Origin of the sequence: Rhizobium sp. AC44/96 (genome assembly GCF_001692185.1) — a bacterium.
Classification (GTDB): domain Bacteria; phylum Pseudomonadota; class Alphaproteobacteria; order Rhizobiales; family Rhizobiaceae; genus Rhizobium.
Window position 1 is genome coordinate 612,152 of record NZ_LXKO01000001.1, and the last position, 21,216, is coordinate 633,367.

Annotated in this window: 22 protein-coding genes; 12 read left to right on the plus strand and 10 right to left on the minus strand. The window is 60.5% G+C overall.

Features of this window, described 5'->3' with window-relative positions:
* Positions 1 to 92: 92 nt before the first annotated feature.
* On the minus strand, positions 93 to 3,266 hold the full coding sequence (locus tag A6U87_RS02910) for an EAL domain-containing protein (RefSeq protein WP_065689713.1): 3,174 nt from the start codon (positions 3,264 to 3,266) through the stop codon (positions 93 to 95).
* A gap of 244 nt (positions 3,267 to 3,510) precedes the next feature.
* Here A6U87_RS02910 and A6U87_RS02915 point away from each other — a divergent pair, with 244 nt between their 5' ends.
* Entirely contained in the window at positions 3,511 to 3,771 is a 261-nt protein-coding gene (locus tag A6U87_RS02915; RefSeq protein WP_065689714.1) for a DUF1344 domain-containing protein, read from the plus strand.
* Positions 3,772 to 3,778: 7 nt separating this feature from the next.
* On the opposite strand, the gene A6U87_RS02920 is transcribed toward A6U87_RS02915, so the two are convergent.
* From A6U87_RS02920 to A6U87_RS02935, 4 genes are all read right to left on the minus strand, one after another.
* Positions 3,779 to 4,369 (minus strand): histidine phosphatase family protein, encoded by a 591-nt coding sequence (locus tag A6U87_RS02920; RefSeq protein WP_065689715.1) that lies wholly within the window; start codon positions 4,367 to 4,369, stop codon positions 3,779 to 3,781.
* 84 nt (positions 4,370 to 4,453) lie between these two features.
* Positions 4,454 to 5,272 (minus strand): enoyl-ACP reductase FabI, encoded by an 819-nt coding sequence (gene fabI, locus A6U87_RS02925; protein ID WP_065689716.1) that lies wholly within the window; start codon positions 5,270 to 5,272, stop codon positions 4,454 to 4,456.
* Between the two features lie 122 nt (positions 5,273 to 5,394).
* Entirely contained in the window at positions 5,395 to 6,555 is a 1,161-nt protein-coding gene (locus tag A6U87_RS02930) for a DnaJ C-terminal domain-containing protein (protein WP_065689717.1), read from the minus strand.
* 261 nt (positions 6,556 to 6,816) lie between these two features.
* On the minus strand, positions 6,817 to 7,275 hold the full coding sequence (locus A6U87_RS02935; protein ID WP_065689718.1) for an RT0821/Lpp0805 family surface protein: 459 nt from the start codon (positions 7,273 to 7,275) through the stop codon (positions 6,817 to 6,819).
* Positions 7,276 to 7,341: 66 nt separating this feature from the next.
* Between A6U87_RS02935 and pdxH the strand changes: the two genes are divergently transcribed.
* The gene (gene pdxH / locus A6U87_RS02940; RefSeq protein WP_065689719.1) at positions 7,342 to 7,962 is read left to right on the plus strand and encodes a pyridoxamine 5'-phosphate oxidase; all 621 of its coding nucleotides are present in this window, start codon (positions 7,342 to 7,344) and stop codon (positions 7,960 to 7,962) included.
* A gap of 28 nt (positions 7,963 to 7,990) precedes the next feature.
* On the opposite strand, the gene A6U87_RS02945 is transcribed toward pdxH, so the two are convergent.
* A complete protein-coding gene (locus A6U87_RS02945; RefSeq protein WP_244499411.1) occupies positions 7,991 to 9,025 on the minus strand; it encodes a polysaccharide deacetylase family protein in 1,035 nt (344 codons plus the stop codon).
* 243 nt (positions 9,026 to 9,268) lie between these two features.
* Between A6U87_RS02945 and A6U87_RS02950 the strand changes: the two genes are divergently transcribed.
* Together A6U87_RS02950 and A6U87_RS02955 are read left to right on the plus strand one after the other, a co-directional pair.
* Positions 9,269 to 10,594, plus strand: a complete 1,326-nt coding sequence (locus A6U87_RS02950; RefSeq protein ID WP_065689721.1) for a D-alanyl-D-alanine carboxypeptidase family protein — start codon at positions 9,269 to 9,271, stop codon at positions 10,592 to 10,594.
* A gap of 70 nt (positions 10,595 to 10,664) precedes the next feature.
* On the plus strand, positions 10,665 to 10,976 hold the full coding sequence (locus A6U87_RS02955; RefSeq protein ID WP_065689722.1) for a pyrophosphatase: 312 nt from the start codon (positions 10,665 to 10,667) through the stop codon (positions 10,974 to 10,976).
* 3 nt (positions 10,977 to 10,979) lie between these two features.
* Here A6U87_RS02955 and A6U87_RS02960 read toward each other — a convergent pair whose 3' ends face one another.
* The 3 genes from A6U87_RS02960 to A6U87_RS02970 form a co-directional block, all read right to left on the minus strand.
* Entirely contained in the window at positions 10,980 to 11,477 is a 498-nt protein-coding gene (locus tag A6U87_RS02960; RefSeq protein WP_065689723.1) for a GNAT family N-acetyltransferase, read from the minus strand.
* A gap of 15 nt (positions 11,478 to 11,492) precedes the next feature.
* Positions 11,493 to 12,908, minus strand: coding sequence for a metalloprotease TldD (gene tldD / locus A6U87_RS02965; RefSeq protein WP_065689724.1), 1,416 nt, complete (start codon positions 12,906 to 12,908; stop codon positions 11,493 to 11,495).
* Positions 12,909 to 12,992: 84 nt separating this feature from the next.
* Positions 12,993 to 13,580, minus strand: a complete 588-nt coding sequence (locus A6U87_RS02970; RefSeq protein ID WP_065689725.1) for an invasion associated locus B family protein — start codon at positions 13,578 to 13,580, stop codon at positions 12,993 to 12,995.
* A 337-nt stretch (positions 13,581 to 13,917) separates the two neighbouring features.
* Between A6U87_RS02970 and coxB the strand changes: the two genes are divergently transcribed.
* The 6 genes from coxB (at position 13,918) to A6U87_RS03000 (ending at position 19,238) form a co-directional block, all read left to right on the plus strand.
* Entirely contained in the window at positions 13,918 to 14,811 is an 894-nt protein-coding gene (gene coxB, locus A6U87_RS02980; RefSeq protein WP_065689727.1) for a cytochrome c oxidase subunit II, read from the plus strand.
* A 19-nt stretch (positions 14,812 to 14,830) separates the two neighbouring features.
* Positions 14,831 to 16,531, plus strand: a complete 1,701-nt coding sequence (ctaD, locus tag A6U87_RS02985) for a cytochrome c oxidase subunit I (protein WP_065689728.1) — start codon at positions 14,831 to 14,833, stop codon at positions 16,529 to 16,531.
* Positions 16,532 to 16,599: 68 nt separating this feature from the next.
* A complete protein-coding gene (locus A6U87_RS02990) occupies positions 16,600 to 17,556 on the plus strand; it encodes a heme o synthase (RefSeq protein WP_065689729.1) in 957 nt (318 codons plus the stop codon).
* Entirely contained in the window at positions 17,553 to 17,693 is a 141-nt protein-coding gene (locus A6U87_RS29860; protein ID WP_158007252.1) for a hypothetical protein, read from the plus strand. The genes A6U87_RS02990 and A6U87_RS29860 overlap by 4 nt, the downstream gene beginning before the upstream one ends.
* A 1-nt stretch (position 17,694) precedes the next feature.
* Complete coding sequence (locus A6U87_RS02995) at positions 17,695 to 18,300, plus strand: cytochrome c oxidase assembly protein (protein ID WP_065689730.1); 606 nt, start codon at positions 17,695 to 17,697, stop codon at positions 18,298 to 18,300.
* A gap of 59 nt (positions 18,301 to 18,359) precedes the next feature.
* The gene (locus A6U87_RS03000; RefSeq protein WP_065689731.1) at positions 18,360 to 19,238 is read left to right on the plus strand and encodes a cytochrome c oxidase subunit 3; all 879 of its coding nucleotides are present in this window, start codon (positions 18,360 to 18,362) and stop codon (positions 19,236 to 19,238) included.
* 58 nt (positions 19,239 to 19,296) lie between these two features.
* Here A6U87_RS03000 and A6U87_RS03005 read toward each other — a convergent pair whose 3' ends face one another.
* Positions 19,297 to 19,938, minus strand: coding sequence for a chloramphenicol phosphotransferase CPT family protein (locus A6U87_RS03005; protein ID WP_065689732.1), 642 nt, complete (start codon positions 19,936 to 19,938; stop codon positions 19,297 to 19,299).
* 130 nt (positions 19,939 to 20,068) lie between these two features.
* Between A6U87_RS03005 and A6U87_RS03010 the strand changes: the two genes are divergently transcribed.
* Positions 20,069 to 20,452: a DUF983 domain-containing protein gene (locus A6U87_RS03010; RefSeq protein WP_065689733.1), complete on the plus strand. Its 384-nt coding sequence runs from the start codon at positions 20,069 to 20,071 to the stop codon at positions 20,450 to 20,452.
* Positions 20,445 to 21,194, plus strand: a complete 750-nt coding sequence (locus tag A6U87_RS03015; protein ID WP_065690237.1) for an SURF1 family protein — start codon at positions 20,445 to 20,447, stop codon at positions 21,192 to 21,194. The genes A6U87_RS03010 and A6U87_RS03015 overlap by 8 nt, the downstream gene beginning before the upstream one ends.
* The last annotated feature ends 22 nt before the right edge of the window (positions 21,195 to 21,216 follow it).

Consider the following 21,216-nt stretch of genomic DNA (forward strand, 5'->3'; position numbering starts at 1 on the left):
CATAGGCCAAAAAGCCGCGACGGCAAACGGCTTTCTTTGCGCAAAACGGCTGCCCGGGGGAAATGCTGTCTCCTCGGATTGCGAACGGCGGGTTAGGACGCAAGCCGCCAGGAGGTTGCGGTGGCCGCGGCCGTGAAGTCTTCGAAGGACAAGGGCCGAGAGAATGCATAACCCTGCAGCAGGTCGCAGCCGAGCTCGAGAAGCAGGTTCGCATGTCCCGCCGTCTCGACCCCTTCGGCGATCGTTTCAACGCCGAGCGAACGGGCGATGTCGATTATGGAGCTGACGAGGGCGCGCTCCTGCGGGGAACTCATGATCGGTTGCACGAGCTGCCGGTCGATCTTCAGTCGCTTCGGCTTCAGTTTCAGCAGGCTGACGATCGAGGTATGGCCGGTGCCGAAATCGTCGATCTCGATATCGATACCCAGCGCCTTGATGCGTTCGAGATTGTCGGCCGCGACGTCCTCGCTCTCGTCGAGGAAGATCGATTCCACGAGTTCGAAGGAAATCTCGCCGGGCTGGATCTGCAGGCTTCGCAGGGACTGCACGAGGTTCTCGTCGTGCAACCGCCGCGCCGACACGTTGACCGATACCTTCGGAATGACGATACCGCGTGCGGCCCACAGCATCTTGTCGTGAAGCGCCTTCTCCAGCACGATACGGTCAAGCGCCTGCACGACGTTGATCTCGTCGGCGATCTTCAGGAACTTGTCGGGCGTCAGGATGCCCTTGGTCGGATGGTGCCAGCGGACCAGCGCCTCGACGCCGGTCAGGCGCATCGTGCGTGCGCAGAACTGCGGCTGGTACCAGGCCGTGAATTCGTGGTTCTCGATACCAGACAGGATCTCGTCGGCCATCCGCTTGTTGTTGATGATATCGGCCTGGAGATTGTGGTTGAAGAATTCGTAGCGGTTCCTGCCCTGGCTCTTGGCTCGATAGAGCGCGATGTCGGCATTGATGAGCACCTTGCGCGCATCGACATGGAGGCCGTTGGCGAGCGCGATGCCGATCGAAACGCCGCAACGGCAGGCGAAGCCCTGGAAATCGATCGGCTGGCGCATCTCCTCGATGATCCGTCCCGCGAGTGTGGCCATTTCCATGTCGCTGGTGTTCTGCGCAAGGATGACGAACTCGTCGCCGCCGATACGGGCAACGATGTCGTCTGCTCTCAGATTCCTCGATAGAACCCTGGATGCGTGAATGAGCATCGCATCGCCCGCCGCGTGGCCAAGGGTATCGTTGATCTCCTTGAAGCGGTCCAGGTCGATGTGAAGGATGGCGAACTTCTGGCGCGTGCCCCGGCCGTCGGCGGTCAGCCCTTCGAGCGCGATATCGAGCTTGCGACGGTTGGCCAGCGCGGTCAGAGGATCGTGAAGTGAATTGTGCTCGATCCGGCTCTTGGCGAGTTCCAGTTCCCGGTTTTTGGCGATGGCGTCGTCTTTCGCTGCCTTCAGCTGCGCCGTCATCAAGGCGTCTTCGGTCACGTCGAAGGCGACGCCGATGATCTTTAGCTGCCCGCTCGGCGTCTGGTGGACCTTGCCGGTGGAGCGGACGTAGCGGACGCCGCCATCCTCTGTCGGCACGCGGCAGATGAGCGTGTGGGTATCGCCCAGTTGCCGGAAGTGACGCGCGCTCTCGATCGCCAGTTCCCGATCTTCCGGCAGGATGCAGGAAAGCCATGTCGGTTCGAGCATGAAGCCGGTGCGCGGCTCCAGGCTGTAGAGCTCGTGCATGCGCTCGTCCCAGAGGGAGCCTTCCTCGCCAAGTGTGGCTTCCCAGATGCCGCACTGGTAGGAATCCAGTGCGAGATCGAGCTTCCCCGAAAGCTCCGCCAACTCTGCCTCGCGGTGAGAAAGCTCGTCCAGCGCAAGTTCCAGCTCCGCGTTCTTGATGTCGCTGGTGTCCTTGGCGCGGCGCAGGATCTCTGCGGCTTCAGCGTCAACGGTTACATCCCACACGATGCCGATCGTCTTGCCGGCGCCGGCGCCGTCGGTATAGGACGAACCGACCGAGCGCAGGTGGCGGACGCTGCCGTCCTCGAGGACGACGCGGTATTGCGCCGTGTAGGAGGAGCCGTTGGCGTAGTCGTTGAGCAGGTGAACTTCCGCAATGCTCCGATCTTCCGGTGAGATCGCGTCGAGCCATTCCTGCAGCGAGTGGCTCCCATCCTGCGGCGCCTTGCCGTGAAGGGCGGAAGCCTGGGCATCCCAGTAGAGGGCGCGACCCTGGTCGTGCAGCTCCCAGATGCCGATGTTCGACGTTTCCAGCGCCAGGTTGAGCCGCTGTGACAGCTCCAGCAAGGTTGCCTCTCGGGTCTCGAGCTGCCGGATGTTGCGATTGCGCTCACCCAGCAGCAATGTCGCGAAGAAGACCGGAATGATCGTGGCGCAACCGGCGACAAGGATGATCACGCGGAGCGAAAATTGGTTGTCGGGTATCGCGTTCCAGCCGTCCTTCGGCACCGCGGCGATTTCCCAGCGCCCGCCGGCAAAGCTGATCTTGCGGGTCATCGGCTGCTTCGCAAAGATATCCGGCGAGCCGAAGAATGGCGCTTGCCCTGCGTATGGAAGCCCGAGGTCCCGTACGGCGAGGGAGAGATGGTCGAGATGCGGATACTTTTCCTGGTTCTCGCTGTTGCGTGCCGGCCGCAGACCGGTGTTCTCGTAGAACATGTTCTGGTCGATCACGACCTCGACGGCTCCCCAGACGCGGCGAGTGCCGTTTTCCTTGACGAAGACCGGGAAGAATATCGCAAAGGCATCCGTGCCTTCCGAATCCTTGAAAGGACCGTAGAAGCGCGCTTGCTGGTCGCCGGTATTGCGCGCCACCGATTGCCGGCCGAACATGAATTCACGCACGTCCTTTCCAACGCGCGCTTTCGCGAACGTGGCGGGAAACACCGAGCTGACGGTGAAGTCCGGTGCGATGGCGATCTGCAGGAAATGGGGGTTCTGGATGAGCAGCCAGTTTGTCTGGCGCTCCAGTTCTTCGAGATTCACGCCGGAATTGATCGCCACCATGTTGGCGAGGTCGCGCACAACAGTAACGTCCATGTTGATCTGCGCGGAGATACGGGCGCGAATCAGACTTGTTTCGCTTTCTGTACGGATACTCAGCTCGCGCAAATGCGCCTCAGTATTGGCGCGGTCGAGAGCAATGCCGACAATGACGACGATGGCCGCCACAATGCCCGAAACCAGAAGGGATATGCGAGTTTTCCTGAACATGCTCCGCAACATGTTGCCGTTGGCCAGGCGGAATAACAAAACACAGTCTCCCATTTGCTGAAGAGACTTTAGGTAGAAGGAGTTAATTTACGATTTCGTTGAAAATGACCTTGGCTTTGCGCCGACGCATTTTGGGGTGTTTAAGCATTGCTATTGAATATTGTTAAAATGCGATTCACCAATGAGGCGCTGAAGGTCACTCTTCAGGGCAACTTTCGCCATATTCGGGAGATTATCTGTGAGCCGTTGGATGTTTGAGTCGTGCTTTCGAGGGAATGCTGTCATGCGGTTTGTAGTTGCTACGCTTTTGGCCACAGCGAGTTTTCTGTCGCCGATCAGTTCCTTTGCCGAGAGCGCCGATGTCGAGGCGACGATCAAGACTGTCGACATGACCAATCTCAGCCTGACGCTGGACGACGGGAAGACCTATCAGGCGCCCGAGGAGTTCAATTTCGAGGGGTTGAAGGCAGGCGTGAAGGTCATCGTCTTCTACACCGAGGTCGACGGCAAGCGCGTCATCAACGACCTCGATATCGTTCAATAACTGCCGCTCAGATCCAGCCGATCAGCTTGTCGGCTGTCTCTATCCTCAGGATGCGGTCCTGCGGGATTTCGCCTTCCGCCGCCTCGGCCTTCGGGACATCGGCAATCGTGCGGAAGAGACTGCGAATGACGCCGCCATGCGTCACGCACACCGTCGGACGGTCGACGGAATTCAGCCAGGACGCAACTCGCCACGACATGATTTCGTAGCTTTCGGCATCGTCTCCGGGCGGAATGAAATCCCATTTGTTGAGATTGCGCTCGGTGATCCGGTCGCGCGACGTGGCCTTCAATTCCTTGATCGTGTGGCCTTCCCAGTCCCCGAAGGAGACCTCCACCAGTCGTTCGTCGGTGCGGTAGTCCGCAGGTGCAAGGTTCATAGCGCCGCGCATGATTTCCATGGTGGTGCGCGTGCGCCCGAGCGGGCTGGCAACGAAATCGAAGGGAATTGCTTCGACCTTCAGGATTTCGGCAAGGTCGATGCCGTTCTGTCGGGCCTGTTCGCGACCGATGGCATTGAGCGGAATGTCTTTCTGCCCCTGGAGGCGGCGTTCCGCGTTCCAATCGGTCTGGCCATGTCGAATAACGTAGATAAGCAAAGATCGGCTCCGTATTGCGCACGGCCCCTGATCGCTAGCGCGTAACAGAAGGGGCCGCGAGCACGACGCAGTAAAGGAGTGCGATCAATCCTTTATGACGGAAATATCCGGCGCGTCCACCGCCTTCATGCCGATAACATGATAACCGCTGTCGGCATGGTGCACTTCGCCGGTAACCGAGCGCGAGAGATCCGAGAGCATGTAAAGGCCGACATCGCCCACTTCTTCGATGGTCACCGTACGGCGCAGCGGCGCGTTGTACTCGTTCCACTTGAGGATATAGCGGAAATCGCCGATGCCGGACGCAGCAAGCGTCTTGATCGGGCCTGCCGAAATGGCGTTGACGCGAATGTTCTTCGGTCCGAGGTCGACGGCCAGATACTTGACGCTCGCCTCGAGCGCTGCCTTGGCGACACCCATGACGTTGTAGTTCGGCATGACCTTCTCGGCGCCGTAATAGGTCAGCGTCAGCATCGATCCGCCGTCCGTCATCAGCTTCTCGGCGCGACGTGCAACCGAGGTGAAGGAGAAGACGGAGATCTGCATCGTCTTGGCGAAGTTGTCCGCCGACGTATCGATGTAGCGGCCGGTCAGTTCGTCCTTGTCGGAGAAGCCGATGGCGTGCACGATGAAGTCGATCTTGCCCCATACCTTTTCGATATTGTCGAAAACGGCGTCGATCGATGCTTCATCGCTAACATCACAGTGGCCTGCGAGAATGCCGCCAAGCTCTGCTGCAAGCGGCTCGACGCGCTTCTTCAGGGCGTCGCCCTGGTATGTAAAGGCAACTTCGCCGCCCTGCGCATGAATAGCTTTGGCAATACCCCACGCAATCGAGCGATTGTTGGCAACGCCCATGATGACGCCGCGTTTGCCTGACATGAGGCCTGATGCCTGAGCCATATTTTGCCCCCTAAGGAAATTGATCGATCCTGCCTATGGCATAGGCTGCTAAGCGGTTCAAGATTGGCCGCAATCATCAACTGTTAGGGAGCGTAATAAAGGGTGCTCTTGTCACCGAAATTTCATAAAAACAGCCCGTTCTTCATGCTGCGCATGAGATCCGTGACCTTGTCGTCGGGCTTTTCCCACAGGATTATGCGCAACTCGACGACGAGATCGCCCTTGCCGCCTTCGCCATTTGCGAGCCCCTGACCGGTGATTCTAATCGTTTTATCCGATCCCGACCATGCAGGCACGGTGACGGTCAACGCGCCATTCGGGCCGTCGATGCGAGCTTCGGTGCCGAGCACCGCGTTCTCGATGGTGACCGGCAGGACCGTGTGAAGGTCGAAGCCATCCACCGTAAAGCGGGGGTCGGTTGCGATATGGATGTTCACCACCGCGTCGCCGCGTTGCATGCCGACGAGCTTGTGGCCGTGGCCCTTGAGCCGCACCTGGTGTCCTTCGGTCGTACCCGCCGCCAGCGAGAAACCGGCTTCCCGGCCTTCGCCGAGGTCGACATTCACCCAGTTGCCTTTCAGGATGTCGTCGATGGTCACCGTCGCGGTCACGATCTGATCGGGCGCCTTTTCGGGGACAGGGGCGGCGGCGGTGCCTGTGAAGCGGCGAACCAGCGATGTCAGCAGGCTGAGCGGCTGCAGAATTGCCGAGGTCGCCGCTGCGGCTTCCTCCGCCGTTGGTTCAGCCTCGGCCTTTGCAGTGTCGGCAGGCTTTTCAGCTGTTGTCGCTGAGGGCTCGGGGCGTTTTCCTGCGGTAAAGCCCTGGGCTCGACCGCCACCGCTCGCCGCGCGAGCCTGTGTCCCGAAAATGCGTTCGATCATCTCTTCGGCAGGCTCGGCGGCGCCGGTCTGCTGTTGCTTGGCCGCGTCGGCGGCTGCCTTTTGTGCGGCGGCACGGGCAAGCTCTTCCATCACGCGTTCGGCGTTTTCCTGCGCCGCCTTGGCGCGAGCCGCGGCTTCGCGAGCGGCCTGCCGCTGCTGCATGATGGTGTTTTCGTTGCTCTTGGCTTCGGCCATGCGCGCGGCATTGTCGAAGAGGCTCCGCTTCTTGGGATCCTTCAAGGTGTCGTAGGCGCGGCCGATTTCGGCAAAGCGCGCGCCCGCCGTCGGGTCACCCTGATTGTGGTCGGGATGAACCGCCTTGGCCATGTTGCGCCAGGCCGCCTTGATTTCATCCTGTCCCGCGTCGCGCCTGACGCCCAAGATCTTATAAGGATCGCGCATGTTTAAACCGCCGGTGTCCGATACGGTGCGCCCTGTTCTTGCCGGGCACCCGAAGCCTATACAACTCATCTGGTGTGCCACCTCCTGCTTTCCCAGCAGAAAATGAACGCGCCAATTGAGATGATCGTCGGGTAAAGTTGCTAATCAGTCCTTATTTCGCCGATTGCCGTTCGACGGATTTGCGCCGAATGGTTAGCCTTTTGCTAAATCTTGAAGCAAAGTGGCGCCTGCGCCCGTCCCGCAGGCGCAGGACGCGGGAAATCAGCTTTCCGGCTGGAAGCTCAGGAGCTGCCAGTTGCCGCCGCCGACCAGGCATGTCTTGCCGTAGAACTTGGCAATGCCGACATAGGAATGGCGCGTGGTGCGGAATTGCCGGCAAACCTGGCCGGCATCGTTGTTCTCTACGATCGTGTCGATCACGCCGGCGCTGCCGGTCGAGGCGTTGGCCCAGGCGAGCGGGCGGCCTTCCAGGCGTTGGATGTCCGCGGAGGTCACGGCGTTGCCGACGGTCATTTCGTCGGAAATCGAATCGCTCGTGGGTGCAGGCTGCGGCACCGTTCCGGTGGCAACCGAACGGTCGACCTTGGCGCTGCTGAACATGTCGAACCCGCCGGACACGCAGCCGGAGAGCGAGAGCACCGTCATGCCGACAATGCAGAAGGCCGCGCTTCTACGCAGCAAGCCCTTTGTATGACGAACTGACTTTGCTATGACTTCCACCCTGCGTCCTGTCCAGTTGTAAAGATCTGGGCAAATCTCGAATAAACCCGGGGCATTTGAGCTAATATGTCGGCAAATGAGTTAATAAGCAGTGACTTCACGGAACGAAACGAACCGTTCGATCTTTTTGCCGACTGGCTGAAAGAGGCGGAAGCATCGGAGATCAATGACCCGAATGCGGTTGCGCTTGCGACGGTCGATAACGACGGCCTTCCCAATGTCCGCATGGTTCTCCTTAAGGGATTCGATCAGGACGGTTTTGTCTTTTACACGAATTTCGAGAGCCAGAAAGGCCAGGAAATTCTCAGACAGAAGAAAGCCGCCATGTGCTTCCACTGGAAGACGTTACGCCGGCAGGTAAGGCTGCGTGGCCCTGTGGAAATCGTAACGGACGACGAAGCCGATGCCTATTTCAAGACCCGCGCGCGCGGCAGCCGCATCGGCGCATGGGCCTCGAAGCAGTCGCGACCGCTAGAAAGTCGATTCGCTTTGGAGAAGGCGGTAGCCGAATACACCGCCCGATATGCGATCGGCGAGATTCCCCGCCCGGCGCACTGGTCCGGCTTCCGGATACGGCCGGTCTCCATCGAATTCTGGAAGGACCAGAAGTTCCGTCTGCACGACCGCATCGAATTTCGTCGCTCCTCGCCGGATGGCGATTGGGCAAAGGTGCGGATGTATCCTTAAGGTCGACGCATAGCCGACCACCTGGCCTCTATCCCCGATTGCCCATGAGCTTCAGCGGGATGCCCGAGGCAAGGCCGGAGATATAACGCGTCTTCTGATAAAGACCGTTGATGGACAGCCTCGGAAGGTAGGCGATGTTTTGCAGCGATCGCTGCGTCACGACACCGGGCTGTGTCGTGACGGCGACCGCGAAGCCGAGGTCGCGGGCGATCATGGCCTGGCGCTCGCCGACGGCCTCGCGGGTGCCATAGGGATAGGCCAGTGACAGTGGCCGCTTGCCGGTGATCGTTTCGACGTAGTCGCACGAAACCGCCATCTCGTCCCGAACATCAGCATCGGACAGACGCGAGACCGCCCTGTGGCTGACGGTGTGGGCGCCGAGCGAGGCAAGCGGGCTCGCCTCCAGCAGATTGAGTTCGGGTGGTCCCATCACGAGGTCGTCGACGATCTCGCGGGCATCGATCTCGTGTCTCTCGGCCAGTGCATCGATCGCGGTGACCGCTGCCGCTTCATCATTGCGATGCAGATACTCCGCAAAGCGCGCAAAGGCGCTGGCCTTCGCCACCGACGTGGCGAGATCGATCATCTCGCTGCCATTGCCGAAGTCGAAGGGAAGCTTGTCTTCCTTGCGCAGCAGTGCTGCCAGGGTTTCCCACCAGATCGTGTGGGTTCGCTCGGCCAGGCCTTTCGCGACAAAGATGGTAAAAGGCGCCTGATGTCGCTCGAAGACGGGTAGAGCATAGGCGAGATTGTTGCGATAGCCGTCATCAAGCGTAAAGGCCGCGAATGGCTGGCCCGGATTTGCTTCAGCCAGCAAGGCGGGCAGGTCGTCCAGCGAGACAAACCGATAGCCTTCGCTCTTCAGTTGCCGCAGCACGGCATCGAGGAAGGCAGGGGTGATTTCCAGATGCGCGTTCGGCGCAAACGCATTGTCTTCGCACAGGCGGACATGGTGCAGCGTGAAGATGGCGCCACGGCCACGCGCGCCGCGCATGAGCCCCGCCGCACGCAACAGGTTGGCTGCCTCGAGCCCGCCTGTAATGGCGATTCGTTTGGCAAGCATTCCCGCGCTCGCTCTCATCTTTGTCGCCTGCCTCCCGTTTTGAGCGCGAAACTACCAATCCCCAGGTTAAGTCTTACTGAACGCCGATATTTCGTGTGTGGGCTTTACGGTTTTTTCACCATGAAGGATAAAACTTGACAAAAATGGTATCAGTTGCCGCAAAGTCGCTCCAAATAGGCGCCTTCTGTAGCGGAACGGGACAATCCGAATGGCGCCGGTCGTTCGATCTTTGAGGGGAAGTGCATGAATAAGCTGTTGGCCGCGATTATGACCGCGACGCTCGTCGTCGTGGCGCCTCTGTCGGCGATGGCAGGCAGCGCCTCCCTGATCCTCGATGCCAGAACCGGCAAGGTTCTCTCCGCCGAAAATGCCGACGTGCTGAACCACCCTGCATCGCTGACGAAGATGATGACCATCTACATGGCCTTCGAAGCGATCAACCGCGGAAAGATGACCTGGGATACCCCGATCGTCATGTCGAAGTATGCCGCTTCACGGCCGCCGACGAAGCTCGGCGCGCGGGCAGGCACGTCAATCACCGTGCGTGAAGCGATCCTCGGCATGATCACCAAGTCCGCCAACGATGCGGCCGCGGCGATGGGCGAGAAGCTCGGTGGTTCGGAAAGCAATTTCGCACGCATGATGACCGCGAAGGCCCGCCAGCTCGGAATGAGCCGCACGGTATTCGTCAACGCCTCCGGCCTGCCTGACAACCGGCAGATCACGACAGCCCGTGACATGTCCACGCTCGCCGTTGCATTGATGAAGAACTACCCGAACGAATACCGTCTCTTCTCGACCGTGAGCTTCAATTTCCGTGGCCGGACGATCCGGGGCCACAACAATCTCATGTATCGCTACCAGGGGATGGACGGCATCAAGACCGGCTATACCAATGCCTCCGGCTTCAATCTCGTCAGCGCCGTCAAGGACGGCAACCGGCGTGTCGTCGGCGTGGTTCTCGGCGGTCGCACCGCCCGCAGCCGCGACGACAAGATGGCTGGCCTTCTCGACAAGTACCTCGGCCGCGCTTCCTCTGCCGGCAGCGCCAAGCTGGTGGCCAGCGTCAATGCGCGCCAGCCGGTGGAAGTCGCATCCGCCGCTGATGACAGCGATTTGCCGTTGCCTGCCACGGCGCCGCGCGTCGCGAATGTCGCCCCGGCCGCGCCGGAGATCGCCCGCAGCGAGCTTGCACCGCAGGCGCTCGGCTATCTCGGTGACACCGTTCCGCAGGAACGTCCGTCGGCGCTCGACGCCGTGACGCCGTCTTCCAAGCGTGCCCCCTCCGCAAAGTCGCTTGGATCAGTCGCATCGACCGGCGACTGGCAGATCCAGATCTCCGCCGCCCCGAGCGATGAAGCCGCCCGCGCGCTTCTCGCCCAGGCCAAGTCCGAAGGCGGCGCCGCGCTGAAGTCGGCCAACCCCTTCACGGAAGCCGTCGGCAAGGGCGCCAACAAGGTTTATCGCGCCCGCTTTATCGGCTTCCCGAGCCGCGACGCCGCGACCTCGGCCTGCGATGCACTGAAGAAGCGCTCCTACGACTGCATGCTGCTGCCCGACCACGGCTGAACCGCTAACCCATCCGACTGGACATTGCCGCTGAATCAGGGTTCTTCTACGTAAACGAAAGGAGAACATGATGCTGGATGATCTTGCCCTGAAGTTCGAGCGGGCCTCGAGTGCCTATGCCGGAGAAAACGGCATCACCCGCGATGCCGACTGGTTCCTGCTGAAGCTCCAGGAGGAGATGGGTGAACTGACCCAGGCGTGGAACCGTGTGAGCGGACGAGGGCGGCCCAAGGGGCGTTCCGGCGAGGACATGGCCCGCGACCTCGAAGATGAGGCCGCCGATGTGCTCGGCCACATCCTGCTCTTCGCGCACCGCAACGATCTCGACCTCGCCGCGGCGATCAAACGCAAGTGGCGGTTTTCGTTGGATGAATGTCTCTGAGCCTCAGGTGGCGCGGATGCGCAGCCTGTAGAATTTGCTGTCGACGGCCATGACAGGGAAGCTCTTCGGCAACGTGCTCTTCTCGACTTCGACGAAGCCGTTCTTTTCGTAGAAGCGATGCGCGGCGAGAAACTTGTCTGTCGTCCCGAGATAGATGTCCTGAAGCCCCTGCGTCTCGGCGTGCCGCACCAGTTCGGCGAGGAGTGCTGTGGCCACGCCACGGTCGCGGCCGCGAAAATCCACGGCCACGAACATCTTGCGCAGCGCCGCCTGGTCGTTGCCGATATCCTTGAGGCCGATCGTGCCGACCACGGTGCCACCCGATGTCGCCACCCAGAACTGCCCCTTGCCCGACTGGTAGAAATCAGGAATGGCCGCGAGATCCGGCTGGTCGGCGGCCGTGATCGCGATCCCGAACTCCTCGCTCTGGATCGGAAGAATTGTCGAGATCACGCCGTCCTTGTCTGACGGTACGAAGGGGCGAACGCGAATATCTGTCATCGGGGGAGGGCCGTCTTACGCCTTGGTACCGCCAACGGTGACCTGATCCATCCTGAGGTGCGGCTGTCCGACGCCGACAGGAACCCACTGGCCAGCCTTGCCGCAATTGCCGATGCCGGTATCGAGCTTGGTATCGTTGCCGATCATGGAAATCCGCTTCATCGCGTCGGGGCCATTGCCGATCAGCATGGCGCCCTTGACCGCGGGGCCGATCTTGCCGTTTTCGATCAGGTAGGCCTCGGTGCAGCCGAACACGAACTTGCCGGAAGTAATGTCGACCTGGCCGCCACCGAAGGAAACGGCATAAATGCCCTTCTTCACGGACGAGATGATTTCTTCCGGCGATTTGTCGCCGCCGAGCATGTAGGTGTTCGTCATGCGCGGCATCGGGACGTGGGCGTAACCCTGGCGACGACCGTTGCCGGTTGGTTTCATGCCCATCAGGCGTGCATTCTGCCGGTCCTGCATGTAGCCGACGAGCTTGCCGTCCTCGATCAGCACGTTGTAGGCCGAGGGCGTGCCTTCGTCATCGATGGTGATGGAGCCGCGACGATTGTCGATCGTGCCGTCGTCAACGACGGTGACGCCTGGAGCCGCGACCATCTGGCCGAGCAGGCCGGCAAAGGCCGAGGTCTTCTTGCGATTGAAATCGCCTTCCAGACCGTGGCCGACCGCTTCGTGCAGCATCACGCCGGGCCAGCCAGAGCCGAGGACAACGTCCATCGTGCCGGCCGGGGCTTCGATGGCCTCGAGGTTCACGAGCGCCTGGCGCAGCGCCTCGTCGGCACCATACTGCCAGCTACCTTCTGCGATGAAGTCACCGAAACCGATGCGGCCGCCGCTGCCATAGGAGCCCGTTTCCTGCCGATCGCCTTCGCCAACCATGACGGAGATGTTGATGCGCGTCATCGGGCGGATATCGCGGACGCGATGACCATCGGCGCGCAGGATGTCGACGACCTGCCAGCTGGCGGCGACCGAGGCCGTTACCTGCCGCACCTTGTCGTCCTTGCCGCGCAGGTATGCGTCGATGTCCTGCAGAACCTTGACCTTCTCCTCGAAGGTCGGGGAGCCGATCGGGTTCTCGTCGCTGTAGAGCTTCTTGTTGGTGCCCTGCGGTGCCGCGGCATAGCTGCCGGTGTAGCCGCGCGTCACCGCGCCGACCGCATCCGCTGCGCGCTTCAGCGCGGAAACGGAAAGATCCCCCGCATGCGCATAGCCGACCGCTTCGCCCGCCACCGCACGCAGGCCAAAACCCTGCTCGGTGTTGAAGCTGCCGCCCTTGAGGCGGCCGTTGTCGAACATCAGCGATTCCGCCTGGGCATGCTCGATGAAGAGTTCCCCGTCGTCAGCGCCGGACAATGCTTCGGCCACGAGCGAACGCATCTTCGCTTCGTCGGCGTCGAAAAGCGTCAGGAGATCGGTATTCATGTCTTTATGCTCCGCTGCAGCAGGAATGCTTTCAGCCGATGTAGGTCCGGTGGACGGTTCGAGCAAGTCCCGAAATCGAGAGGATCAAGGGAGGGCGTCGTAGCCTTCGGCAAAACCCTTGAGATCGACGGGGATGCCGATGCCTTCTTCGGGCGTCTGGAAGACGATGAAGGTGGCGCTGGCGCCGCTGCGGAAGGTTTTCAGCAGCTCGTCCTCGAGCACGACTTCGGCATAGCAGCCGTCAGCAAAGCAACGGACGAAATAGGCGCGACCGATATCCTTGCCGTCAACGTTGAGGCCGAGGCCATTCGGCAGCAGCACGCCGAGGGGTGCGAGCACGCGCAGGATCTTCGACTTGCGGTCGGCGGTCTTCAGCACGACGACGGAAAGGCCGACTTCCGGCCGGTCTTCGGCGATGACATTCTGCATCAGCGCGCACTGCTCGGTCGAAGCGCCGGCCGGCTTGTCGCACACGACAGACCATGCGCCGTGGTTGGACTTCACGGTGCCGGGCGCCTGCGGTTGCGTCTGCCCGGGTGCCGCCTGCGTCGCAGGTGCGGCGGGGGCGGGCTGCGCGGGCGCAGGTTGCTGTTGGGCGAAAGCGGGAGCAATCGCTGCGGCCGCAATGCACGCTGTCAGCACAACCGGCCGTGCGAGGGAACGGAAACCCATGAAAACCTCTGCAATTCGAATCAGTGCCGCTAAGTTGGGGCCCGCCATGCAAAATGAAAAGCCCCACCCGCTGAAAAGCCGGGGACTACGGCGGAAATGGGACGTTTGTCGAAGAATGTTGGTGCCGCTGGATGGTCTGTCGCGGCATTTTCCGTATCATTGCTAAAAAGATGGAACGTTTCGGTATGCTTGGGGGAATTCGTCTTCAGGCAAAAATGCCGCATAGACAAATGCTTTGGCCTGTTGCGGCGGATGCCAAACTGTGGTTTGAAGCGCAGAAGATGGCAAGGATTCTGCGCGTATTTTGCGCAGATCAGCGCTCGAGGGAGATATTAACGTGATTAAGAAGGCTTATGCAGCTCTGACCGCGCTGGTCTGTCTGCTTTTTGCTTCCGGCAGTTATGCCGACCAGCCACAGCCGTGGCAGGCAACATTGCAGCCGGCGGCCACGCCCATCATGCGGGACATTCATTGGTTTGAGCAATATACCCTGTGGTTTATCGTTCCGATCACGCTCTTTGTTTTGCTCCTTCTTATCGTCGTCTGTCTGAAGTTTCGCGCTAGCGCGAACCCGGTACCTTCCAAGACGAGCCACAACACGCTGATCGAAATTGCATGGACCGTGGGACCGGTCCTCGTATTGCTGTTTCTCGCCGTGCCGTCGTTCAACCTGCTCACCGCGCAGCTGACGCTGCCGGAAAATCCTGACGTCACGATCAAGGCGACCGCGACGCAGTGGCAGTGGAACTACGAATACGAAGGAACGGGCGAAAACCCGCTGGCATTCGATTCCTTCCTGCTCAAGGATGCCGACCGCGCAGCCGCCGGCAAGGAAGACAAGGCGATCTATCCGCGCCTCCTGACTGTCGACAACGAACTGGTTCTGCCGGTTAACAAGACGGTTCGAGTCCTCGTGACCGCGGCTCCGACCGACGTTATCCACGCATTCGCCATGCCGTCCTTCGGCGTGAAGATCGACGCCGTTCCCGGCCGTCTGAACGAAACCTGGTTCAAGGCAGAGCGCGAAGGCCTGTTCTACGGCCAGTGTTCCGAACTCTGCGGCAAGGACCATGCGTTCATGCCGATCGCCATCCGCGTCGTCTCCGAGGACAAGTACAAGCAGTGGCTGACAGCAGCCGCCGCTGATCTGCCCGGAGCCTACAAGGCACTCATGGCCGCAACCGATGGTCCTGCAAAGACCGTTGATGTTGCCGAAAACGTCGCACAGTAAGGGAAGAGGGAACGGGACTATGGCTGGACCTTCCGCACACGATCATTCGCATGATCACGATCACGGCGCACACGCCCATGACGATCATCACCACGACCACTCGCACAAGCCGAGCTTCATCAATCGCTGGTTCTTTTCGACGAACCACAAGGATATCGGCACGCTCTACCTGATCTTCGCGATCATCGCCGGCATCATCGGCGGCGCGCTCTCCGTTGCCATGCGCATGGAGCTGCAGGAGCCGGGCATCCAGATCTTCCACGGTCTGGCAGCCATGGTTTACGGCTATGAAGGCGACGCCGCCATCGACGGCGCCAAGCAGATGTTCAACATGTTCACCACAGCGCACGCGCTGATCATGATCTTCTTCATGGTCATGCCGGCGATGATCGGTGGCTTCGCCAACTGGATGGTGCCGATCATGATCGGTGCGCCTGACATGGCGTTCCCGCGTCTGAACAACATTTCCTTCTGGCTGATCGTTCCGGCCTTCCTTCTGCTCATCATGTCGATGTTCGTCGAAGGTCCTGCCGGTGCTTACGGCGCAGGTGGCGGCTGGACGATGTATCCGCCGCTGTCGAGTTCCGGTACGCCAGGCCCGGCTGTCGACCTTGCGATCTTCGCGCTCCACATTGCGGGTGCGTCCTCGATCCTCGGTGCGATCAACTTCATCACCACGATCCTGAACATGCGCGCTCCTGGCATGACGCTGCACAAGATGCCGCTGTTTGCCTGGTCGGTTCTGATCACCGCCTTCCTGCTCCTGCTGTCGCTCCCGGTTCTCGCCGGCGCCATCACCATGATGCTGACCGACCGCAACTTCGGTACGTCCTTCTTCGTGCCGGAAGGCGGCGGCGACCCGATCCTCTACCAGCACCTGTTCTGGTTCTTCGGTCACCCTGAAGTGTACATCCTGATCCTGCCCGGCTTCGGCATCGTCAGCCACATCATCTCGACCTTCTCGCGCAAGCCGATCTTCGGCTACCTCGGCATGGCCTACGCCATGGTCGCGATCGGTGCAGTCGGCTTCGTCGTCTGGGCTCACCATATGTACACGGTCGGCCTGTCGCTCGATGCGCAGCGCTACTTCGTGTTCGCAACGATGGTCATCGCCGTTCCGACGGGTGTGAAGATCTTCTCCTGGATCGCAACGATGTGGGGTGGCTCGATCAGCTTCCGCACGCCGATGATCTGGGCGATCGGCTTCATCTTCCTGTTCACCGTCGGTGGCGTCACGGGCGTTCAGCTCGCGAACGCCGGCCTCGACCGCTCGCTGCATGACACCTACTACGTCGTGGCTCACTTCCACTACGTTCTGTCGCTCGGCGCCGTGTTCGCCATCTTCGCCGGCTGGTACTACTGGTTCCCGAAGATGACCGGCTACATGTACAACGAGTTCCTGGGCAAGCTGCACTTCTGGGTCATGTTCATCGGCGTCAACCTGGTGTTCTTCCCGCAGCACTTCCTCGGCCTCGCAGGCATGCCGCGTCGCTACATCGACTATCCGGATGCGTTTGCTGGCTGGAACTACGTTTCCTCCGTCGGCTCCTACATCTCGGCTTTCGGCGTGTTGATCTTCCTGGTTTGCGTTTTCGAAGCCTTGGCCAAGAAGCGCGTTGCAGGTGACAACCCCTGGGGCCAGGGCGCCACGACGCTCGAATGGCAGCTGTCTTCGCCGCCGCCATACCACCAGTGGGAGCAGCTCCCGCGCATCAAGTAAGATGCGAGAAATTGCGACCGCCGCATGTTAGAGTGCGGCGGTCGCCTTCAAGTTTGCAGGACGAGATAATGACAGTAATCGGCAATCGCAAAACTCTTGCTCATGACGGCGAATTTCGCCTGTCGGAAGCAAGCGCACGCGATTATTTCGAGCTGCTGAAGCCACGCGTGATGTCGCTTGTGGTCTTCACGGCATTTGCAGGCCTGGTGGTAGCACCCGGTCACATCAATCCGGTTATCGGCCTGATCGCTATTCTCTGCATCGCCGTCGGTGCTGGCGCCTCTGGTGCGCTCAACATGTGGTACGATGCCGACATCGACGCCATCATGACCCGCACGGCCAAGCGTCCTATCCCCGCGGGCCGCATCGCACCGGGCGAAGCGCTTGCCTTCGGCCTGGTTCTTTCCTGTTTCGCCGTCACGATCCTCGGGCTCGCCGTCAATTGGCTCGCAGCCTCGATCCTCGCTTTCACGATCTTCTTTTACGCCGTGATCTACACGATGTGGCTGAAGCGCTCGACGCCGCAGAACATCGTCATCGGCGGTGCTGCCGGCGCCTTTCCTCCGATGATCGGCTGGGCATGCGTCACCGGTACCGTCACCATCGAGAGCATCGTCCTCTTCATGATCATCTTCCTCTGGACGCCTGCGCACTTCTGGGCGCTCGCGCTCTTCAAGATGGGTGACTACGAAGCGGTTGGCGTGCCCATGCTACCGAACGTATCGGGCGAACGCACCACGAAGAACCAGATCGTCGTCTATGCCGTTCTGACAGCCATCTGTGGCGTGCTACCGACCGTTCTCGGGTTTGCAAGCATCGGCTATGGCCTCGTCGCTGCCGCCCTTGGCGCCATCTTCATCTACTGTTCCACCGCCGTCTGGCGGATGCCGGATGGCGATGAGAAGATGGTGCCCGCGAAAAAGCTCTTTGCTTTCTCGATCTTCTACCTGTTCGCCATTTTCTCCGCGCTGATGTTCGACCGGCTGGCAGCCGTGTTGGTGTCGCACACGGGAGGTTTCCTTTGATCGATACTGTCAAGCTTACGGACGCGCAGCGCAAGTCGCGCCGCAACCGCAATGTCGCGTTGGGATTGGTGCTCGCCGGTCTCGTCGTGCTGTTCTATGCGATCACCATCGTGAAGTTTACGTCGGGGCACATGTAAGATGAGCGAGACGCAGCGCACTCCAGGAAAGCCGCGCAATAATGGCGCTGTCGTTTTCATGTGCCTGGCCTTCGTGGTCGGCATGGGTGCTGCGAGCTATGCCGCTGTTCCGCTCTATCGCATCTTCTGCCAGGTCACCGGCTATAACGGCACGACCCAGCGCGTCGAGCAGGCGTCCAACGTCGTGCTGGACCGCACGATGCGCGTCACCTTCGACGCCAATGTCGCGCCCGGCCTGGAGTGGGAATTCAAGCCGGTGGAGCGTGAGGTCAACCCGCGCATCGGCGAAACCATCCAGGTCAACTTCGTTGCGGTGAACAAGTCCGACAAGCCAGCCTATGGCCAGGCCGTCTTCAACGTGACGCCGGGCGAGGCGGGTGCCTATTTCAACAAGGTGCAGTGCTTCTGCTTCAACGAGACAGTGTTGAAGCCTGGGGAGAAGCTTGAAATGCCGGTCGTGTTCTACATCGACCCGGATATTACCAAGGCCGTTGAATCGAAGGACATTCATACGGTTACCTTGTCCTATACGTTCTATCCGAAAGAGGGTCCGAAGCCTGTTGCTTCGAACGAGGGTGGAACGGTGACGCTTGAAAAGAAACTTTGATTGAGGGTTCGTTTCCGGCTAAGCCGGGACGAAGAGGAAGAGATCCGGGGATAGCTTAGATGGCCGAAGCGCATCAGAAAAACCACGACTACCACATTATTGATCCAAGCCCGTGGCCGCTGCTGGCCTCGATCGGCGCCTTCATCATGGCGTTCGGCGGCGTGGGCTTCATGCGCTACGTCAACGGCGGTTCGCTGCACATCTTCGGCATCGAATGGGCCCATCCGTGGCTGTTCTTCATCGGGCTCGCACTGGTGCTCTACGTCATGTTCGGCTGGTGGTCGGATACCGTGAAGGAAGCACATGAGGGCGCGCATACCCGCGTTGTCTCGCTGCACCTGCGCTACGGCATGATCATGTTCATCGCTTCGGAAGTGATGTTCTTCGTTGCCTGGTTCTGGGCCTACTTCGATGCAAGCCTCTATCCGCATGAAGCCATTCAGGCATCGCGCCTTGCCTTCACGGGTGGCCAGTGGCCGCCGAAGGGGATCGAGGTTCTCGATCCTTGGCACCTGCCGATCTACAACACCGTGATCCTGCTCCTGTCGGGCACGACGGTCACCTGGGCGCACCATGCGCTGCTGCACAACGATCGCAAGGGCCTCATCCAGGGTCTGACCCTGACGGTTCTGCTCGGCCTTCTGTTCTCGAGCGTCCAGGCCTACGAATACGCGCACGCTCCGTTCGCCTTCAAGAACTCGATCTACGGCGCGACCTTCTTCATGGCGACCGGCTTCCATGGTTTCCACGTTCTGGTCGGTACGATCTTCCTGGTCGTCTGCCTGATCCGCGCGCTCCGCGGCGACTTCACGCCGAAGCAGCACTTCGGTTTCGAAGCGGCAGCCTGGTACTGGCACTTCGTTGACGTGGTCTGGCTGTTCCTGTTCTTCAGCATCTACGTCTGGGGCGGCTGGGGTGCGCCGCTGGCAGCCGGCTGACGAAAACAGCATCGAATTGAAAAGGCGGGTGCCACGGCACCCGCCTTTTTATTTGTCCTCAGCGCGCCTCGGCGATCCGCTCGAAGGCCGAAGGATCGGGAATTCCAAGATCAAGTTGATGGCGGATCGCCTCGGCGCATTCCGCCGGCGTCAGAACGGAGGTGTCCACCTCCAGATCGTAGATGCCAGGGATATGCACCTTCTCTTGCCAAAGCTGGACAGGCGCTGGAATGGCGCCGTTGCTGTCCGCTTTTACATAGAGGGCTTCGCGGCCGGGAACCACGATCTCGCGACGTTGCATGATGACCTCGATCGGACATTTCACGCCGACAAAGAGGACTGGAAACCCCTCAAGTCGCCGCGCGCAGTCCACCAGAATCCCGAGCGGCTGCGAGTATGCGTCATGGTGACCGAGATCGGCAACGACGTTGAGGCCGAGCCCTACGTGGATGGCGATCGACTCGTAGAGTGCTGCATAGAGGAACGGCACGATTTCCTCGAGATCCGGACGCTCGCCTCCCGGCCGCAGCCCGATGCCCGGCAGGTAGCGTTCCGGCGTCATGCCGTTGTAGGTATCGACGCCGAGGTTCATCCACGGGCCTTCGAATTGCTCCTGGATCGCCTTGGCGATCGAGGATTTCCCGCTACGCGGTGCACCGTTCAGGATGATGATCTGTCCGGCCGAGCTGTCATTGGTCATCAGTTTTCTTCTTCTGTTTGGCGCGAATCAGTGAGGCGAAAGCGCGCAGGCATTTCCTTTCGTTCTGCGAATACTTTATGGGTGAGTTAAGGCGGGTTCCTGGTGAACCACAGCTGATTGGAAGGATAGCATGAACGAAGACGATGCGCATTTCCCACCGGTTGATCCTGTCAAGACGGGCATCAGTGGCTGCTGCCCACGCTGTGGCCAGGGGAAGCTTTTCGACGGCTTGCTGTCGCTGAAGCCGCGCTGTGCGGCTTGCGGTCTCGATTATGATTTCGCGGATGCCGGCGATGGCCCGGCGGTCTTTGTCATCCTGATCGTCGGGTTTATCGTCATCGGCTCGGTGCTCTGGCTGGAGGTGAACTATGCACCGCCGATCTGGCTGCACATCCTTCTCTTCGCGCCGCTGACCATCATCCTGTCGTTGATCTCCCTGCGCTGGTGCAAGGGCATTCTCATCGCCATGCAATACCGCCACAATGCCCGCGAAGGACGCCTTTCCCGTGACTGACATTCAAAGCCCGGCGCCGCGCCGCAAGCTGCCGATCTTCACCGGCGCTGCGGTGCTGGTCGCATTCGCCATCCTGGTCTCGCTCGGCACCTGGCAGGTCGAGCGCCTGCAGTGGAAAGAAAAGCTGCTGGCCGATATCGCCGAGCGCCGTGCCGCTGCACCCGTCCCGTTGGCCGACATCGAGGCGATGGCGGCGAGAGGCGAGGATATCGAGTATCGCCAGATGACGGCGAGCGGCGTCTACGACAACAGTCGCGAACGCCACTTCTTTGCCACCTGGCGCGGCCAGACGGGCTACTATATCTACACGCCGCTGCAGCTTGCCGACGGGCGCTATCTGTTCGTGAACCGAGGCTTCGTTCCCTACGACAACAAGGAACCGGAGATGCGCATGCAGGGCCAGCTGACGGATCGGCAGACCGTCAACGGCCTCGCGCGGGCCAAGCTTCCAGGCAAGCCGTTTTGGGTGGTGCCTGACAACGACATCGCCAAGAATATCTTCTACTGGAAGGACCTCGACGTGATGGCGTCGAGCGTCGGCCTCGACACGGCGAACGTCGTGCCCTTCTTCATCGATGCGGACGATACGCCCAATCCCAAAGGCCTGCCGATCGGCGGCGTGACAGAGATCGATCTCCCGAACAATCACCTGCAATATGCCTTCACCTGGTATGGGCTTGCCGCCACGCTGGTGGTGATTGTGGTGGTTGCGCGGTTCCGCAAGCAGGGGGCAGCGCAATAGTATCGCTTCAATTCTCGCCTAT

What these genes read in the sequence shown, in the direction of transcription:
- A6U87_RS02915 (WP_065689714.1), top strand. Translation starts at nt 3,511, where the DNA reads ATGCGGTTTGTAGTTGCTACGCTTTTGGCCACAGCGAGTTTTCTGTCG.
- fabI (WP_065689716.1), bottom strand. Translation starts at nt 5,272, where the DNA reads ATGGCTCAGGCATCAGGCCTCATGTCAGGCAAACGCGGCGTCATCATG.
- A6U87_RS02930 (WP_065689717.1), bottom strand. Translation starts at nt 6,555, where the DNA reads ATGCGCGATCCTTATAAGATCTTGGGCGTCAGGCGCGACGCGGGACAG.
- pdxH (WP_065689719.1), top strand. Translation starts at nt 7,342, where the DNA reads ATGTCGGCAAATGAGTTAATAAGCAGTGACTTCACGGAACGAAACGAA.
- A6U87_RS02945 (WP_244499411.1), bottom strand. Translation starts at nt 9,025, where the DNA reads ATGCTTGCCAAACGAATCGCCATTACAGGCGGGCTCGAGGCAGCCAAC.
- A6U87_RS02950 (WP_065689721.1), top strand. Translation starts at nt 9,269, where the DNA reads ATGAATAAGCTGTTGGCCGCGATTATGACCGCGACGCTCGTCGTCGTG.
- A6U87_RS02955 (WP_065689722.1), top strand. Translation starts at nt 10,665, where the DNA reads ATGCTGGATGATCTTGCCCTGAAGTTCGAGCGGGCCTCGAGTGCCTAT.
- A6U87_RS02960 (WP_065689723.1), bottom strand. Translation starts at nt 11,477, where the DNA reads ATGACAGATATTCGCGTTCGCCCCTTCGTACCGTCAGACAAGGACGGC.
- tldD (WP_065689724.1), bottom strand. Translation starts at nt 12,908, where the DNA reads ATGAATACCGATCTCCTGACGCTTTTCGACGCCGACGAAGCGAAGATG.
- A6U87_RS02970 (WP_065689725.1), bottom strand. Translation starts at nt 13,580, where the DNA reads ATGGGTTTCCGTTCCCTCGCACGGCCGGTTGTGCTGACAGCGTGCATT.
- ctaD (WP_065689728.1), top strand. Translation starts at nt 14,831, where the DNA reads ATGGCTGGACCTTCCGCACACGATCATTCGCATGATCACGATCACGGC.
- A6U87_RS02990 (WP_065689729.1), top strand. Translation starts at nt 16,600, where the DNA reads ATGACAGTAATCGGCAATCGCAAAACTCTTGCTCATGACGGCGAATTT.
- A6U87_RS02995 (WP_065689730.1), top strand. Translation starts at nt 17,695, where the DNA reads ATGAGCGAGACGCAGCGCACTCCAGGAAAGCCGCGCAATAATGGCGCT.
- A6U87_RS03000 (WP_065689731.1), top strand. Translation starts at nt 18,360, where the DNA reads ATGGCCGAAGCGCATCAGAAAAACCACGACTACCACATTATTGATCCA.
- A6U87_RS03005 (WP_065689732.1), bottom strand. Translation starts at nt 19,938, where the DNA reads ATGACCAATGACAGCTCGGCCGGACAGATCATCATCCTGAACGGTGCA.
- A6U87_RS03010 (WP_065689733.1), top strand. Translation starts at nt 20,069, where the DNA reads ATGAACGAAGACGATGCGCATTTCCCACCGGTTGATCCTGTCAAGACG.